General features: G+C 32.0%; 19 protein-coding genes, 1 tRNA gene and 2 pseudogenes. 11 read left to right on the top strand and 11 right to left on the bottom strand.

Annotated features, from left to right (window positions below; translation table 11 throughout):
* Window positions 1–99 precede the first annotated feature (99 nt).
* From radA to acpS, 4 genes are all read left to right on the top strand, one after another.
* Window positions 100–1,446: a DNA repair protein RadA gene (gene radA, locus SUDEN_RS04435; RefSeq protein ID WP_011372472.1), complete on the top strand. Its 1,347-nt coding sequence runs from the start codon at window positions 100–102 to the stop codon at window positions 1,444–1,446.
* Between the two features lie 79 nt (window positions 1,447–1,525).
* Complete coding sequence (locus tag SUDEN_RS04430; protein ID WP_011372471.1) at window positions 1,526–1,783, top strand: hypothetical protein; 258 nt, start codon at window positions 1,526–1,528, stop codon at window positions 1,781–1,783.
* Between the two features lie 65 nt (window positions 1,784–1,848).
* Window positions 1,849–2,412: a flagellar basal body-associated protein FliL gene (fliL, locus tag SUDEN_RS04425; RefSeq protein WP_011372470.1), complete on the top strand. Its 564-nt coding sequence runs from the start codon at window positions 1,849–1,851 to the stop codon at window positions 2,410–2,412.
* Window positions 2,413–2,778, top strand: coding sequence for a holo-ACP synthase (gene acpS, locus SUDEN_RS04420; RefSeq protein ID WP_011372469.1), 366 nt, complete (start codon window positions 2,413–2,415; stop codon window positions 2,776–2,778).
* Here the strand turns inward: acpS and thiS are convergent.
* Window positions 2,755–2,955 (bottom strand): sulfur carrier protein ThiS, encoded by a 201-nt coding sequence (thiS, locus tag SUDEN_RS04415; protein ID WP_041672207.1) that lies wholly within the window; start codon window positions 2,953–2,955, stop codon window positions 2,755–2,757. The two genes, acpS and thiS, sit on opposite strands and share 24 nt — an antisense overlap.
* A 99-nt stretch (window positions 2,956–3,054) precedes the next feature.
* On the opposite strand from thiS, the gene SUDEN_RS04410 reads away from it, so the two are divergent.
* Both SUDEN_RS04410 and SUDEN_RS11020 read left to right on the top strand, forming a co-directional pair.
* Entirely contained in the window at window positions 3,055–3,801 is a 747-nt protein-coding gene (locus tag SUDEN_RS04410; RefSeq protein WP_041672475.1) for a response regulator transcription factor, read from the top strand.
* A gap of 26 nt (window positions 3,802–3,827) precedes the next feature.
* Window positions 3,828–5,291 carry a sensor domain-containing diguanylate cyclase gene (locus SUDEN_RS11020; RefSeq protein ID WP_011372466.1) on the top strand — a complete coding sequence of 488 codons (1,464 nt, stop codon included), beginning with the start codon at window positions 3,828–3,830 and terminating at the stop codon, window positions 5,289–5,291.
* A 100-nt stretch (window positions 5,292–5,391) separates the two neighbouring features.
* Here SUDEN_RS11020 and SUDEN_RS11310 read toward each other — a convergent pair whose 3' ends face one another.
* The 4 genes from SUDEN_RS11310 to SUDEN_RS04395 form a co-directional block, all read right to left on the bottom strand.
* Complete coding sequence (locus SUDEN_RS11310) at window positions 5,392–5,556, bottom strand: hypothetical protein (protein ID WP_158301038.1); 165 nt, start codon at window positions 5,554–5,556, stop codon at window positions 5,392–5,394.
* Window positions 5,553–5,858, bottom strand: coding sequence for a hypothetical protein (locus tag SUDEN_RS04400; RefSeq protein WP_011372465.1), 306 nt, complete (start codon window positions 5,856–5,858; stop codon window positions 5,553–5,555). Before SUDEN_RS04400 ends, SUDEN_RS11310 begins: the two co-directional genes overlap by 4 nt.
* 55 nt (window positions 5,859–5,913) lie before the next feature.
* Window positions 5,914–6,060, bottom strand: coding sequence for a lmo0937 family membrane protein (locus SUDEN_RS11260; protein WP_148153531.1), 147 nt, complete (start codon window positions 6,058–6,060; stop codon window positions 5,914–5,916).
* 99 nt (window positions 6,061–6,159) lie between these two features.
* Window positions 6,160–6,375 carry a DUF3185 family protein gene (locus tag SUDEN_RS04395; protein ID WP_011372464.1) on the bottom strand — a complete coding sequence of 72 codons (216 nt, stop codon included), beginning with the start codon at window positions 6,373–6,375 and terminating at the stop codon, window positions 6,160–6,162.
* Window positions 6,376–6,631: 256 nt separating this feature from the next.
* On the opposite strand from SUDEN_RS04395, the pseudogene SUDEN_RS11450 reads away from it, so the two are divergent.
* Together SUDEN_RS11450 and SUDEN_RS04390 are read left to right on the top strand one after the other, a co-directional pair.
* A pseudogene (locus tag SUDEN_RS11450) lies at window positions 6,632–6,771 on the top strand (cysteine synthase A); the annotation flags it as partial.
* Between the two features lie 20 nt (window positions 6,772–6,791).
* Window positions 6,792–7,259: pseudogene (locus SUDEN_RS04390) on the top strand (PLP-dependent transferase); the annotation flags it as partial.
* Window positions 7,260–7,327: 68 nt separating this feature from the next.
* Here SUDEN_RS04390 and selB read toward each other — a convergent pair.
* Complete coding sequence (gene selB / locus SUDEN_RS04385) at window positions 7,328–9,163, bottom strand: selenocysteine-specific translation elongation factor (protein WP_011372463.1); 1,836 nt, start codon at window positions 9,161–9,163, stop codon at window positions 7,328–7,330.
* The gene (selA, locus tag SUDEN_RS04380; RefSeq protein ID WP_011372462.1) at window positions 9,156–10,505 is read right to left on the bottom strand and encodes an L-seryl-tRNA(Sec) selenium transferase; all 1,350 of its coding nucleotides are present in this window, start codon (window positions 10,503–10,505) and stop codon (window positions 9,156–9,158) included. Before selA ends, selB begins: the two co-directional genes overlap by 8 nt.
* A gap of 61 nt (window positions 10,506–10,566) precedes the next feature.
* Between selA and SUDEN_RS11250 the strand changes: the two genes are divergently transcribed.
* Window positions 10,567–10,665: transfer RNA gene (locus tag SUDEN_RS11250), tRNA-Sec, on the top strand.
* A 3-nt stretch (window positions 10,666–10,668) separates the two neighbouring features.
* On the opposite strand, the gene selD is transcribed toward SUDEN_RS11250, so the two are convergent.
* On the bottom strand, window positions 10,669–11,703 hold the full coding sequence (gene selD, locus SUDEN_RS04375) for a selenide, water dikinase SelD (protein WP_148153529.1): 1,035 nt from the start codon (window positions 11,701–11,703) through the stop codon (window positions 10,669–10,671).
* Between the two features lie 288 nt (window positions 11,704–11,991).
* On the opposite strand from selD, the gene yedE reads away from it, so the two are divergent.
* On the top strand, window positions 11,992–13,212 hold the full coding sequence (gene yedE, locus SUDEN_RS04370) for a selenium metabolism membrane protein YedE/FdhT (RefSeq protein WP_011372460.1): 1,221 nt from the start codon (window positions 11,992–11,994) through the stop codon (window positions 13,210–13,212).
* Window positions 13,202–13,447 carry a sulfurtransferase-like selenium metabolism protein YedF gene (gene yedF, locus SUDEN_RS04365; protein ID WP_011372459.1) on the top strand — a complete coding sequence of 82 codons (246 nt, stop codon included), beginning with the start codon at window positions 13,202–13,204 and terminating at the stop codon, window positions 13,445–13,447. Before yedE ends, yedF begins: the two co-directional genes overlap by 11 nt.
* Window positions 13,448–13,517: 70 nt before the next feature.
* Here yedF and SUDEN_RS04360 read toward each other — a convergent pair whose 3' ends face one another.
* Genes SUDEN_RS04360 through SUDEN_RS04350 form a run of 3 tightly spaced genes read right to left on the bottom strand, consistent with a single transcriptional unit; the run spans window position 13,518 to window position 16,894 of the window.
* A complete protein-coding gene (locus SUDEN_RS04360) occupies window positions 13,518–14,183 on the bottom strand; it encodes a response regulator (protein ID WP_011372458.1) in 666 nt (221 codons plus the stop codon).
* The gene (locus tag SUDEN_RS04355; RefSeq protein WP_011372457.1) at window positions 14,173–15,762 is read right to left on the bottom strand and encodes a sensor histidine kinase; all 1,590 of its coding nucleotides are present in this window, start codon (window positions 15,760–15,762) and stop codon (window positions 14,173–14,175) included. The genes SUDEN_RS04360 and SUDEN_RS04355 overlap by 11 nt, the downstream gene beginning before the upstream one ends.
* Window positions 15,752–16,894: an ABC transporter substrate-binding protein gene (locus tag SUDEN_RS04350; protein ID WP_011372456.1), complete on the bottom strand. Its 1,143-nt coding sequence runs from the start codon at window positions 16,892–16,894 to the stop codon at window positions 15,752–15,754. Before SUDEN_RS04350 ends, SUDEN_RS04355 begins: the two co-directional genes overlap by 11 nt.
* Between the last annotated feature and the right edge of the window lie 111 nt (window positions 16,895–17,005).

Below are 17,005 nucleotides of genomic sequence, written 5' to 3'. Positions count from 1 at the left end.
TCTTACTTCCAATATAGAAATATGACAATTTGACATATTTTTATCCCTTTGTCCCACATTTTTATATAATATCTACATAACTATTTAAAGGCTTAAAATATGTCCAAAAAAAAGACTCTTTTTGAGTGTCAACACTGCGGATTAACAACTCCTAGATGGATGGGTAAATGCACAAACTGTGGTGCATGGGACTCATTTGTAGAACTAAACGAACATCAGCAAGATGTTGTAAAACAGACAAAATCAACTACCTCCCCATCATCAAAAGCTCTAAGTATAAATGAGATAAAAGAGGAAGAAATCTTTAGATTTAGCTCAAAAAGTAGGGAATTAGATGGAGTATTAGGCGGAGGAATTGTTCCAGGCTCACTCACTCTAATAGGCGGAAGCCCTGGTGTTGGAAAATCTACACTTCTTCTAAAAGTCGGCGGAGATATAGCTTCTAGTGGGCAAAATGTACTTTATGTTACAGGGGAGGAATCAACTTCACAGATAAAACTACGTGCAAATCGTCTTAATTCAAATCAAGATACACTTTTTTTACTAAGCGAAATAAGACTTGAGCAGGTTTTAGTAGAAGTTGAACATCGAAATTATAGTTTTATAATCATAGACTCTATTCAAACTCTCTACTCTGAGAATATCTCCTCTGCACCAGGATCGGTAACTCAAGTAAGGCAGATTACTTTTGAGTTAATGAGAATAGCAAAAGATAGAAATATAGCTATTTTTATTATTGGACATATTACAAAAGAGGGATCTATTGCTGGACCTAGAGTATTAGAACACATGGTAGATACTGTTTTATATTTTGAGGGTGATTCTTCTCAAGAACTTCGTATTTTAAGAGGTTTTAAAAATCGTTTTGGTCCAACAAGCGAGATAGGCGTTTTTGAGATGAGAAGTGATGGTTTAGTATCTGCAACCGACATAGCTTCACGATTTTTCAATCGTAACTCAGAACAAGCAGGCTCTGCATTAACCGTAATTATGGAGGGATCTCGCCCTATAATATTAGAAGTTCAAGCGCTTGTTTCAGAGTCTCATACAGCTAACTCAAAAAGGCAGGCTACAGGATTTGATACTAACAGATTAAATATGCTCCTAGCCCTACTTGAGCGAAAATTAGAGATTCCGCTCTCTGGTTATGATGTATTTATAAATATTACAGGTGGCATAAAAATAAGTGAAACTTCTGCAGATCTTGCAATACTAGCAGCTATTATTAGTAGTTTTCGTAACCGCGCCATATCAAAACAGACTATATTTATAGGTGAAGTCTCTCTTGTTGGAGATGTTAGAGAAGTTTTTGGAATGGATGCAAGGCTAAAAGAGGCGAGTATGCAAAACATAACAAAAGCTCTTGTTTGCAAAAAACCTCTTGAAAAAAGTAATATAAAAACTTTTATAGTAGATGAAGTAACAAAACTACTTGAATGGTATTGATTTTTGGCATATTAAAATCTACTTTACCCTATTAGTAGTATAATTCCCAAATTTTTATATTTTAAAAGGAAATTATAGTATGGATGCAAAAGTAAGAAGTGAAGAAAAATTTGTTAAATTATCAATAGCATACGAAGGCAAAGAAGAGGGAAAAGCTGTCTGTTCGACAGTTGATAGGATAATTTCAAAATATGATATACAGCCCGAAATGTACACATGTAACTTATCAAATAAAAAAGATGTAGTTGTTATAGAGTATCATGATGATGTTGAGAGAGTAGCTGGTGATATATTTGAAGAGATAGTTAAAGCCTTAAATATTAAAATAGAAGATTAAAATATATAAATTTATTAAAAATGCAAATTTTGATATACTAATAAAATTAAACCAAAGGAACAATCATGCCAAATAAAGAGACAACAGAAGAGACAGTTACAGAGGGCAAAAAATCAAAAAATTTATTGATGATAATTATTATTGTTGTCTTGCTTCTTATTATAATTGGTGGTGCTGCGATTGCATTTCTTTTAATGGGTGGTGATGAAAAAGAACAAGTAGCCCAACAAAATATAGAACAATCTGCAGAAAAAACTCAACAAAAGAGCGCTTCAACAAGATCTAGAGAAGATTCTGATGATACAGACAATAGAAAGTTTAGTCAGATTGGAATACTATATCCACTTGACACCTTCACAGTAAACTTAAAAAGTGATGCAGGTCGTCGTTATCTTAAAACAACTATATCTTTAGAACTAAATGGTAAAGAGTTGAGTATGGAGCTAGACAGTAAAGCACCAGTTATTAGAGATAGAATTATTAGAATTTTAACCTCTAAAACATTAGAAGAAATTTCTTCAAAAAAAGGGAAACAAAAAATATCAGAGCAAATTATGGATACACTAAACTCTATGATTAGTGATGGAAGTATAAAAGGTATCTATTTTACAGAATTTGTTATTCAATAGATGATTGGTATTGATATTATTAAAATATCTCGTATGGGCGCTTTACTTGAGCGTTTTGGAAGCAAAGCCATGGGTAGGTTTTTATCTAAAGATGAGATAGAACTTGTTAAAAACCATAAAACGGCTTCTGGGTTTTGGGCAGCGAAAGAAGCTTGTTCAAAAGCACTTGGTGTTGGTATAGGTGCGGAGTGTGGATTTCATGATATCACTATCTTCAAATCGTCCAATGGTGCGCCAAATATAAGATTATCACAAAAAATAGTTAAAGAATTCAATGTAAAAAGCATAAGTCTCTCCATTACACATGATGGAGAGTATGCGATAGCTGTTGTAACAATTGAATCAACCGCCGCCAACAAAATCTAACAATTCTATCTTGTCCATATCATATAGTTGATGAGAATCCCAGCTATTTTGTTTTACTATCTCCATATTTACAGCAGCTGCCATAACCTGTTCTTTTATATCTAATTTATCTAAAAGCTTCTCTAAAGTTATTTTATCCTCAAACTCTTCTGTTTTACCATTTATTATAAGTTTCATCATGTAACCCTTTTTTTGCAATAGTACCTTATTATATTGAATATAGAATCAATAACAGCTATAATAAAATTTAAAATTGATATAAAAAGTGAGTCATACTTGAGCTCAAAAAAGTTATTAGCTAATACAAAACAACTTTCTATTCTGCTTGTTGAGGACCATGACGATTTACGAGAAAACACAAAAGAGATTTTAAAAAAATTTTTTGATACAGTTGATGGCTCAAAAAATGGTGAAGACGCATTAAAGAAGTACAAAGAGTTTCATAAAAATGAACTTAAATATTACGATATAGTCCTCTCAGACATCCAAATGCCGCGTTTAAATGGTGTTGATCTAGTTGAAAATATTTATGCTATAAATTCAGACCAGATTATAATAATTTTATCTGCTTTTGATAATTCAAAATATTTACTTCCACTTATAAATTTAGGTATCGAGCAATTTATAAAAAAACCTATTGACTATCAAGATTTAATGAAAGTATTATTAAAAACAACAAAAAAGATAATTTTAAAAAATGAACAAAAAAACAGTTTTCAAACTCCTTCTCTTATAAAATTGGCTGGTCTTTGTACGTTTGACAAAGAGACAAATATTTTACTGGTTGATAATGATATGGTTACGCTAACAAAGTATGAGATTATATTTTTACAAATACTTACAGACAATATAGGAAAAATATACTCAAATGACGATATCACAAAACAGTATGATCTACTCAATGAAACGTTAGACATTATAAACATAAGAAAACTTGTCTCAAAACTTAGAAAAAAAATATCTTTTAACTGCATAGAGAGCGTTTATGGAATAGGCTATAGAATAGTTCCACATTTTAACTAAAATTATTTGAGGAATTTAAAACGACTATGCACTATTATTTAAATTTAAAAAATATTTTTCTCCTCTTAGCGCTATCACTTACTTACATAATCCTTGGTGTAATGAGTATTCAATTTGTTACAATGCCCTCAGGTATAGCTATTGCATGGTTTCCAAACTCTCTATTACTAGCACTTTTTTTGATGAAAAATATAAAAGAGTGGAAATATTACATACCATTTTTTATTGTTGCTGAAATTGTTGCTGACTATCAGGTATTTACCCTTATTCAAGCCTTGCAGTTTTCATTTATCAATCTTTTTGAAACAATGTTTGGCGCATATATTATTAAAAAACTATCTTCAAACGATGGTGCAGGATTTACAAATACTAAATATGTATTACTATTTTTTTTAATAGGATTAACTCTGATGCCAGCTATGAGTGCTTTATTTGGCGCTATCGTATATCACACGCAAATAGACACACAAACAACGTTCTTTGAATTTTGGCGCATTTGGTTTTTTGGAGATTCTATAGGTATTTTACTCTTAACTCCAATTATGGTTTTATTAAAGGAAAACTATAAATCATTGAAGAATTATGATTTTAATATACAAAATATATCCATAGCACTCTTGAGTATCTATCTAGCAATAGTACTTTTTTCTTTTACAGATATAAACTTTATGCTACCTACAACACCTCTGCTTTTTGTTTTACTTCTTTTATGGATAGTTTATAAACAAGGAGTGCTCCCAGGTATGATAATGGCTCTACTAATTACATCTATTGCCATCTATTACACGTCAAGTGGCTTAGGACCTTTTTCAATCTTTGGACTAAAGGGAACTACTATATACCTGCAGGAGTTTATAGCAATTCTTGTAATTACAACCCTATTTTTTGGTGTTCTCCATCAAGAGATAAATGAATCTAAGGCAAAGCTAGAGGAGTTAAATAAAAACCTTGAGAATATGGTTAAAGAAAAAACAAAATCATTAATGGAAGCTAATCAAAAATTAAATAATTTAGCCTCTAAAGACTCTTTAACTAACATTTTCAATAGGCGCATAATCGATGAATTTATATCAAAAGAGACTATTAAATCAAAAAGATATAACAATAGTTTAGCCTTAATCATGATTGATATAGACCATTTTAAAGAGGTTAATGATAAATATGGACATCAAGTGGGAGATGAAGTCATATTAAGTCTAGTTGATATTATTTCTAAGAATATTAGAGAATCAGATATCTTTGGAAGATGGGGAGGAGAAGAGTTCATAATTCTGCTTCCTGAGACAAACTTAAATCAAGCTACTATAGTCGCACAGAATATTAGAAAAAAAGTGCAAGAGTATAGATTTGACAAAGTTGGTCAAAAGACAATAAGTTTAGGTGTTTCAGAGTTTAATAGTAACGACGATTCGACTGTTTTTATAAAAAGAGTTGATGACGCTCTATACAAGGCTAAAGCTACTGGAAGAAATAGGGTTGTGTCTCTTTAATTTAGAAAATCAAAGTTTGTCTGTTCATAGGGTGTTTTAATATATATAAGTTGAGTATATTTTACTCAACTTATATATCTAAAACTCACACAACTTAAAATCAATCGGTTTTTTTCTCTATGTACTTAGCACCGTCATTGACCTTGTCTTTGCTCCACTGGGCATTGTCTTTTGTATCTTTTTTTGCACCTTGCCATGTTGAACTACAACCACTTGCCATTAGTACCACGAACAGAAGCACTATGAATATTAGACTCTTTTTCATTTGAGACCTTTTTTTATTTCGTTTATATTATCAGGAATTTTTTTTGTATATGCGCGAAGTGAATTCCAACTGTTTTCAATATCATTTTTGAGATGTTCCCATGCATCTTCACCGACATCAGCTAACTCGCCAAGCTTTGATTTCACTATGGCGTAGTTGCTTTCTATGGTCTCAATCTCTTGGGAATAATTGATTCGCATATCAGCAGTAGCACCTTTGGCTTTTGCTTTTAATGCCGCCAGATTAGCCTTGACTAACTCCAACTCAGCCTCTATTTTTTGTTTATATGCATCTTTATTCATATTTCTTTCCTTTACTTTTCTAGCTTAACTGTTATATAAAACCCATTAGAACCCTTTATAAGCGTCTGCCTTGGATAACACGAACCAAAATAACCACAAGCGCTATGACAAGAAGAATATGGATAAATCCTCCCAAAGTGTACGAACTAACAAGCCCTAAAAGCCACAGAATGATTAGAATTATTGCTATAGTTTCTAGCATATTGTTTCTCCATGTTGTAAATTAGATTTTTAAGAGCAAGGCTCCAAAAAAAATCTAATTTGGTAAAGCTTTAGTATATTTTAAAACTAACTATATGTTTTAGTTTTTGCGTAAGAGATACACACCAACAACAAAACTCACAGCACCAAAAATATAATAAGTCATTACTTTATCTGTATCTGCACCCGTAACAGCTTGTGTCACTTGTGAACCAACAGAGCTGGATAACTGATATCCCCATACTGCAAAACCAATTCCCACGACTGTTAAGATAAGACCGATGATTTTCATTGAGCTTCCTAAACCTTTTTCCATATTAAACTCCTTAATTTAAAAGAGCTGAAATGTTTTAGCATTGCAGATAACAATACTATACAGCAATATTTATTTTTTAAAGCGCCAATTCAAATAGTAAGTGCAGCAAATTAGAAATTCAAGAGGCGGGTAAAAAATGGGATAAGCTGTTACTCGACCACTCCGTTATGAGCCATTAAGAATACCTTTCCTTAAAGTTCTTTTCATCCTCCACAAGCCACCTAAACAGCGGATTTATTTTCTTCTTAATTATTTTAAAGGAATTGGAGCAGGATTTATTCCAGGAGTTTTAAATACAAAAATATTTGATGAAATGATAAAGGTAAAGGAAAAACAATAATAACCATCCTTTGTGATACAGGTGAGAGATATTTAAACACAACTCTTTATTTGTAAGAGTTATAACAAGAGGAAAATATGGGGCAAAGCCATCACCATTTAACTCATGGTCTTTAATACAAAGCTTGGAAACGTTGAGCTTACGAATTGAAAAACATAGTTCAAATGCCCTAAAAATAGCAAAGTTTTTGGAATCACATCCAAAAATCTCAAACCTAAATTATCCTGCTCTAGAGAGTAACAAGTACAATGGCTTATCAAAAAAATATTTTAAAGATGGGTTGTGTAGTGGGCTTTTAAGTTTTGAAGTAGGAGATAAAGAGAGCGCTTGGAAAATACTTGATACTACAAAAATATTTTCAATCGTGGTAAATATCGGTGATTCAAAATCTATTATCACCCATCTATCTTCAACAACACACCAGCAAATACCACTTGATTAACAGGTAAAAATTGGTATCTCGCAAGGTCTTATAAGATTAAGTATCGGGCTTGAAAACGTAGATGATTTGATTGAAGATCTAAAACAAGCACTAAACGCATAGAAAAAAGATAGTATAAGAGGCTAAGGTTATCCTCTTATACTATCAAATTACATGTAGAAGATAACTAGCTATTTGTGTAAAAACACTCTTTTATCACCAATTTTTTTAATCTCTGAGAAATTGTCCAAATAGTCTAAATAAGCTACAAGATACTTTCTACTGAGTGGATAAAGTTCTTTGAAATTTGATATATCAACATATCCATCTTTTTTTATAATACTCTTCATGTCAAAAACAAGCTTACTCAAACTCTTTGAATCTATGAAAAGATTGTGCTGTATTCTTATAATTTGCCCCTTAGAGCAGAGTGATTTTAGTGTGTTATCACCTATAATTCTATCTAAATCCAAATCATCATAGATATTATATGGAGCCGTTGGGGAGATGCCCTCTTCTTCTAAACGCTTTAATACTATCTGCTCTATTGAATTTTTAAAATCATCTTTTATATCTGCATTTTGATATAAATTTCCATCTTTAACTAAAAATCTCTCATCAAGAAGTTCTCTTAAAACTATCTCTATAAAACCCTCACTAGCCCATTTTAGCCTAAGTTTTATAGATGCATTTGAGAGAAGTGCAAATTGATTTTTGGTGTATATATTTTTGATATTGTTATAAATAATCTCTTTTGTTGATATTGGGTAGATAACAAGTTCCCTCTCATCTACAAAGCAACCAACTAACTCTTTTGCATTCGCTAATGCTTCTTGATGAGAAAGTGCGAAGCGTTGTGCGGATGAGATTAGACCTAAACCTTTTTTATGAGCATCTAGTAAAACTCTGTAAGCTTTTGGGATATTTTTTACATGTAACGCTTCAAGCAGTTGTAATTTTTGAGATTTTTTCATAGGATCACTTACTGGATTTAGAACAACTCCTCCTGCAACTGTAGAGTTTGCATCTCTGATGATTATTTTATCACCATAGACGCTAAAGATATTTTCATCAGCTGAGATAGAAGCAAAGCCTTTTGTTAAAGACTCCTCCGAGTTGTAAAGCAAAATTTTTGCATCTATCTTTCTTGAGCCAAGATATATTGAGTAGTCTCTGTTGTGATATAAAAATTTATCTTTGAGCGCACAAAAAGAGATATCAATGGTTTTAAAACCTCTTAGATACCCTTTTTTACTTATGAGAAATCCACGCTTTATATCTTTGGCATCAATACCGCTTAGGTTTATAGCAGTGCGATTTGAGATATTTGCAACTTGTACATCCTCATCGTGGACTTGAAGATTTTTTATCTTTATCTCTTTTTGTATATCACAAATAAAGATTTTTTCATTCTCAGCTATGGATTTGCCAAGAATTGTTCCCGTTACAATCGTTCCAGCACCTTTAATGCTAAAGACTCTATCAACGTAGTATCTAAAAAAATTTTCTTCTTTTTTGCTATTTGCTTCAAGGCTAAAGAGTTTTGCTTTTAAAGCCTCTATTGAAGATTCATCAAAGATGGAGACTCCCATACTAAACTTCAAATCAAAATTATATTTACATGTAAACTCTTCTATTTCCAAGAGTTTACATGCAAGCTCTCTCTCATCTACCAAATCTTTTTTTGTAACAACTAAAACCGCATTTTTAACACCAAGCAGATTCAAAATCTCTAAGTGTTCTATAGTTTGTGGTTTTATCCCATCAATCACACTCACAACAATAAGCACACAGTCAAAAGAGAAAGCTCCAGCTATCATGTTTTTTACAAGTTTCTCATGCCCTGGAACATCTATAAAAGCTATGTTTTTACCATCTTTTGTGATGTTTGAAAAACTCAAATCTATAGTAATTCCTCGCTCTTGCTCCTCTTTTGTAGTGTCACCTTCAAAACCATTCAGTGCTTTAATAAGTGCTGTTTTACCATGATCAATATGTCCACATGTTCCTATAATTAAGTTAGACATTTGCTATCTCTTTTACTACATGTGCAATCTCTTGTATCTCACTTTTTCGTATAGTTCTAAAGTCTAATAAAAATCTATCGTTTTCTATCCGCCCTATAATATTTTTGGCTCTAAAGAGTTTTTCCATCTTGTTTTGTTTATAGTTATCTATTTTTATAGCTAGTGCGATACTTGGAATCATTTTATTTGGAGTAGTTCCACCGCCTATGACTGTTTTTGTCTCTAAAACTTCACAATCACATATATCTTTAATGGCATCTTGCAAAACTAAAGCATTTTCTTTTAGCTCACATGTAGAAGCAAAGAGCATCTTAAGTGTAGGAATTTCATCTAATTTATTAAGTAAAACAGAAATCACACTATCTTCAAGGAGTGCAAGAGTTAGTTTATCTACTCTTAGCATACGAAGAAGCTGATTTTTTTTGAGTTTTGCAATGTACTCTTTTTTTCCTACTATTATTCCTGCTTGTACACTTCCTAAGAGTTTATCGCCTGAGAAGCTAAGAAGCGATGGATTTTCTTGCATATACTTTAAAACTGATGGCTCATGTTGGTCTAACCCATAAGGCAAATTAACAAGATGCCCACTTCCCATGTCATAGTAATCTATAAGATTTTTCTCACGTGCTAGTTTTACTAACTCTTTAAACTCAACCTCGCTAGAAAATCCCTCTATGGAGTAGTTTGACTTATGGACTTTCATAAGCATAGAAGTTTTTTTACTTATAGCATTTTCATAATCATAGAGATGAGTTTTATTTGTAGCTCCAACTTCTACAAGTTTTGCACCGCTTTGTTTCATAACATCTGGAACTCTGAAACTCCCACCGATTTCTACAAGTTCGCCGCGACTAACAACCACCTCTTTTTGCTTTGCAAAAGTATTTAAGATAAGAAAAACTGCACTTGCGTTGTTGTTGACTATAAGCACATCTTCACACCCTAAAAGTCTGCATATAGCGTCTGAAATATGAGAATATCTCTCTCCTCTTTTGCCTTTTTCTAAGTCATATTCAAGATTGTTATAGCTTGTAACTATGCCTTTTACTCTCTCAAATGCATTAGCATCTATGAGACTTCGCCCTAAGTTTGTATGAACTATCACACCCGTTGCATTTATAATTTTTTGTAAAGATGGTTTTGTAATGTCTTTATATTTTTGTAAAACTTTTTTTACTAACTCATCTTCACTAAAAGATTCAATCTCATTTTTTAAAATACGCTCTCTTAAATCTTGAAGCACCTCTGCGGTGATTTGTACAAGAAGTGTTAAAGGCAAAGAAGCAAATTTTTCATTTTTGATGAATTTATCTACTTGAGGAATGGATTTTAGTAAAAACATTTTTACCCTTTTTTATATAGTTTTTATATTTTATAGTGTAAACTTCCACCGTACAAGATTTGGGGGGCATGTGATTCTGGTGAACACCGCAGACTTCAAACCTGATTGGAGGTTTTGCTGACAAAACCTCGGGAGGTTCGATTCCTTCGCTCTCTCACCAAACTTAGTACACTATTATCGCTCTATCTCCTCTTGGAATGATAGAACCAATCACACATGCGTAACCATAAGTCAAATCTTGCACTTTTTTTACATACTCTAACGCATCTTTTTCACTCATAGATATTAAAAGTCCACCCGATGTTTGCGCATCGCTAAACATAAGTGCATACTTAGAAGCGTCTCCTGCAAAGATAACTTTATCTTCTAAATATTTCATATTTCTCTTCGTTCCACCTGGAACTATATTTTTGTCTGCTAAGTCAAATGCATCTGCCATAACAGGGACATTTTTTGCATCTATGCTGATACTCACTCTCTCATTTGTAGATTCAAGCGCATGACCTAAAAGACCAAAACCAGTTATGTCAGTACATGCACTCACCTCATACTCTCTTAGAAGTTTTGATGGCAGGTAATTTAGAGATTGCATAACATTGATGGCTTCAAGAGTAGTCTCTTTGCTTAGCAAATCTCTTTTTATAGCAGTTGTTAAAATCCCCATACCAATAGGCTTAGTTAGAACTATAACATGTCCTATTTTAGGAGTGTTGTTTCTTAGTACTTTTTTGGGATGAATCATCCCAGTAACACTTAGTCCATAGTACATCTCAGGCGATTCAATAGTATGTCCGCCAACCAAAACACCACCGCACTCTTTTATCTTCTCATTGCCACCTCTTAGGATTTCACTAAGAACTTCATAGGTATGGTTTGTTTTATCAAAGCCTACAATGTTTAGAGCAGTTTTTACATCTGCACCCATGGCAAATATATCTGAGAGCGAGTTTGCTGCTGCGATTTTTCCATATATATAGGGATCATCCACAACAGGTGTGATAAAATCCACAGTTTGCACAAGTGCTTCATTTTCATTTATCTGATAAACAGCTGCATCATCACTATTTTCAAATCCTACAAGTACATTTTTATCATCTGAAATAAGTGAGCAAATTGTATGTTTTAGATCTCCCGGACCCATTTTTGCTGCTCAACCAGCTGCTTGAACGAACTTTGTTAATTTTGATTCGTTATTCATTTTTTACCTTAAAATTTATGGGAAGTGTTTACATGTAGTTAAGAAGAAATTACATTTATGTACACCTATCCCATAGGTTAATGTTTGTGTTATTTTACTTCTTATATTGTTAAACCAATATTAAAATGGTAAAATATTTTTTACCATTTTTTATAAAAAATAAAGATTACTTTCTATACAATTCATTTTAGATTTGTGGTACAAATAGACATTTGATTTTTCTTATCTTTTATAAAATTCATTCTTGTCACTTTATATTTTTTAAAAAAAACTTATTATTGGAGAAAAATGAACTTTCTTGAAGATGTAAAGAAATATCTTGTTTCTTTTTGGCAACCAGTTCCCGCAGTTATTGCACTTGGAGTTTTGTCTGTTTACTATTTTGGTATTACAGGTACATATTGGGCAGTTACTGGCGAGTTCACAAGATGGGGTGGACATGCTTTACAACTCTTCGGAGTTGATATAAGCGAGTGGGGTTATTTTAAAATTATGCATATGGATGGTAATATATTTACCCGTGTGGATGGTGTTATGATTATCGGTATGTTTGCAGGAGTCATGGCAGCTGCTCTTTGGGGTAACAATGTAAAATGGAGAATACCTGCAAGTAAGATAAGAATATATCAAGCTCTTATCGGTGGAATCATAGCAGGTTTTGGAGCAAGACTTGGAATGGGATGCAACTTAGCGAGCCTCTTTACGGGCATACCGCAATTTTCAGCTCACGCTTGGTTCTTTACTTTTGCTATGATAGTTGGTGTTTATCTTGGAGTAAAGGTAACACAACTTCCATTTTTTCAATCAAAAGTTAAATTACAAAAACTATCTTGTGGTATTGATGTTCAATCAGATAAGAGTAGAGATGAAGGCAAAGTAAAGAGATTTTTTACTTTTGGAACATTTATATTTTTAGCAATGGTTCTCTGGGCTATGTATCTTATCTTTATTGCTAACTCTCAAAAACTTGGGGCTGCTATGCTTTTTGGTGGCGCTTTTGGACTTATAATTGCCAAAGCTCAAATCTGCTTTACTTCAGCATTTAGGGATCTCTTTACAACAGGAAGAAGCCAAATGGCTAGAGCTATCGTTATAGGAATGGTAGTCTCTTCTATCGGTGTCTTTAGTTACATCTTGCTAGGAACTCCTCCAAAAATCATGTGGGCAGGACCAAATGCTATCATTGGCGGAGTACTATTTGGTTTTGGTATCGTAGTAGCTGGTGCTTGTGAGTGTGGATGGATGTATAGAGCAGCTGAGGGTCAAACTCACTTTTGGATAGTTGGTATCGGAAATGTTATAGGTGCAACTCTTCTTGCTTTTGTGTGGGATGATATTTCAGTGCCTCTTGCAACAAGCTGGCCTAAAATAAATCTCTTAGAATCATTTGGTAATTACGGTGGATTATTCTTTAACTATCTCCTGCTGTTTTTACTATTTTTACTAGTTCTAAAGTTAGAAAAAAATTATCTTAAAAAATTAAAAGGAAATACAAACTATGGAAAATAACACTCAAATTCCAACACCTACACACCGCCTAGATATGCATGGAGAACCATGCCCATATCCTGCTATAAAAACATTAGAAGCATTAAGAAGCATAGGAGACGATGATATACTTGAAATCATCAGTGATTGCCCTCAAAGTATAAACAATATTCCCATAGATGTTAGAAATCACGGTTTTAAAGTTTTACATATAGATACAAGCACACCCTCTGTTAGATATTTTGTAAAAAGATAGAGTTTGGTTATATTTATCAACACTCAAAAGATAAAATTTTTTACCTTTTGAGTTGTTATTGCTAAAAGAATCAGATAACATCCAATGCACTCTCATTAAACTTATAAGTTTTGTGCGCACTCTTCACTAAAATCTTTTTCTCAGAGAGCTCTTTAAAGAGCTTTATTAGGGTTGGTTTAGATATAGAAATCTTTTGCATAATGTCACTATATGAAGCGATAAATTCATTTTGTTCATTTAAATCATCCAATATACACTTAATAACCTCAACTTGTTTAGAGTCTGTTATAGCAGAGATTGTTCTTATGACATTTGAGTTTTTTTGTATCTCTTTTTCTTGGGTGAGTGGTAGAACTATATCATGCAGAGTATTTAACAACTCTTTTAGGTTTATGGGTTTTACTATGTAGTTTTCTACTTTTAGCTTTATAGCATCAAGCAGGTATTTTGTATCTGTATGAGCAGTTGTTAAAATTGTTGGTATATGAATATCTTGATTCTCTTTTAACTCTCTTAAGAAATCAATTCCATTTTCATTTTCTAGTAAAATATCTGAGATAATGACATCTACTCTCTCTTTTTTAATAACCTCAAGAGCCTCTTTTGATGTTTTTACAGCAAAAACATTTTTTACAAAATCACTAAGCATATCTTTTGTTTGATGCAAAAGTGAGTCATCATCTTCTAGGTAGAGTACGTTGTATCCACTCAGTATGTTTAAGTTTCTAGTTATCATTTTCATCCTTAAGCGGTATTGTTATACTAAAGATTGTACATTTTTGAAAGTTTTCATCTTGTATTTTATAGTAAATATTCTTACACTCAATTTTTCCATTCATTTGTTTTTCAACAATTTGCTGTGACATGTAAAGTCCGATACCTGTTCCACTGCTTTTATATTTTGTAGTATAGTAAGGCTCAAAGATGTGTGGTAAAATATCTTCATCTATGCCTCCGCCATTATCTACTATGTTCACTCGTATCTTGTTTTTTGACTTTTTAACCACTACTTCTATTAGTCTTTTATACTCTTTATCACTTAACGCATCTTTAGAATTTGAGATGATATTTAAAAATACATGTGAGAGTTCATTATAAAAGCCATATATCTGTTCATCATCTTTTATATTTAGAAAAAATTCTATTTTCTCTTTTTCTAAAAGATACTTAGAGAGCTCAAATGAGTGCTCTATACACCTCTTTAGGGAAAACATCTCTTTATCTCTACTGGGTTTAAAAAAGTTTTGAAAATCTTCTATAGTTTTTGACATATTTTCTCCCAAAAGAGTGGCATCATCAACCTTTTGTTTTAAAATTTCAGGTGTTAATTTTCCTAACTCCATCTTAGTTTCAAAACCTTGTATTATCATCATAAGTGATGCTAGTGGTTGTCTCCACTGATGAGCAATATTTGCTATCATCTCACCCAAACTTGCAAGTCTAGCTTGTTGAAACATTATAAGATCTTTTTTTCTTGAGTTTGCCACTTCGTTAGCTATGCGCCTCTCAAGCGATTGGTTTAGCTTTAAGAGCTCTTTTGTTTTTTCATTTACCGCATCTTTAAGTCTAAAATGAAGCTTTCTAAAATGTATAATAATCATAACTGACAAAACTATAGAGAAGACAAATACAAAAATTATAGAGATATTTAAAATCATAGAGAGCGTATTAAAGATATTTTGCGTATCTCTCTTCTCACTGATTGCCATATTTAAGTCATAGTTAGTTAGATTTGTAAGGTAGATGGATATAGCATTTACTTCAAAATTTACTTTTTGTATTAGAGTTTTTATATTTTGGCTTTGTGGATTTTTTAACTCAACTAAAATCTCGCTGACTAAAATATCCATCCTTTTTATTTTTTCACTTATATTTGAAATAATGCTTCTTTGTAAAATTTTATTTTGATTTTGATTGCCAATTGTGAAAAGTTTTTTAATAGTTTTTGTTATAAAAGAGACTTCATACTCATCTGAAAAATTTATCTTTAAGTACTTCGCCCAATTATCTTTAATGATTTGCTCACCTAAGATGATAACATCATACGAGTCTTCTAAATCTATATTTTGATTATGAACGTCTAAAATAGACTCTTGTATATTTATGAGATAAGCATCTTTTATGGCTTCAAGTTTTAAGATGGGTTTTGTTCTTTTTTCAAACAAAACATCAAAATCATTTTTTATAGTGTAGATAGAAATTTGTGAGAGAACTATGATGCTTATCATACCACCTATGATTATAAACATCAAAATGGAGGTTTTGTATGAAAAAGATATTTTCTCTATTGCTAGGAGTATTTTTCTAATCTTCATTTTTTACTTCTATAAAGTTTGAATTTTCATATCTATAAAGATAGATTTTGTTGTGCAATTGTCTGTTTTTAAAATCAATCTCTAAACCACCTAAAGAATCACTTTGTAAGTTTTTTATCTCACTTAAAAACTTATCTCTTGTGATACTTCCATCTATATTTTGTAAAGCCGCAACAACTGTTTTTGCAGCAAGAAATGACTCAAAAGATATAAATCCAAGGGCTTGGTTTGGATAGTATTTTTTCATCAACTCTTTATACTCTAAGACAACGCTCAATTCACTGTTTTTGTAGTTTGGTGCAACTTCGCTAAAGAGTAAATTTGTTGTATTTTTGTCTAACTCTTTTATCATCTCATCAGCGTCTCCAAAAGAGATATTGCAAAAGTAAGTATCTTTAAATGTCTCATCCAACTTGGCTGTTTTTATAAAAATAGCATTTGCTTTATGTGCTCCAACCATTAAAACTGCCTCAGGTTTGGCACTTTTTATCTCATAGAGTGCATGTTTTATAGAGAGCGTATTTCTTTTGTAAGTTCCCTCTCCTGAGAGTTCTAAGTCTCTTTTATCTAAAGATTCAAGCAAAGATACAAAACCTTCCTCTCCATAATCATCATTTTGATAAAAAACAGCAAATCTCTTTACTCCTTTTTTCTCATAAAGGTATTTAACAATAGCATCTATCTCTTCTTTATATGAACTTCTAAAGTTTATAAAGTGCTCATATTTTTCATCTCTTAAAAACTCTGCACCGCTAAAAGGAGCAATAAGAGGGATTTTCTCTTCTTGAAGTATAGGTAATATTTTTTTGACTGTAGGAGTTCCAACAAAACCAAAAAAGACAAATATCTTTTCATCTATAAGCTTTTTTATATTTTCAATGGTGAGTTCTGGTTCGTATTTATCATCACAAACTACAAGAAAGATTTTTTTACCACTTAGTAAATTATTTTCATTTACATGTAAGAAATATGAATCAGCTCCACTATAAACCGCACTACCCCATGCCTTCATGATTCCACTACTAGGCACAGATATGCCGAGCTTTAAACTCTCTTGATCAAACTTATCATCTCTTGGAATAAAATAGAAAAAAATCAAAATACCGCTTAATGCTACTATGTACCTTATCACCCATAAGCCTTTTTTTATGATTATTATATCCTAAGATGGATTGTTTTTCTTATCTCTGATATAAGTAAAATATATTTTACTTTTTAAGTATTATGAAAGTTTTATGAGGCT

The sequence above is a fragment of the Sulfurimonas denitrificans DSM 1251 genome, assembly GCF_000012965.1.
Lineage (GTDB): Bacteria > Campylobacterota > Campylobacteria > Campylobacterales > Sulfurimonadaceae > Sulfurimonas > Sulfurimonas denitrificans.
This window is presented reverse-complemented; position numbering and strand designations above follow the sequence as displayed.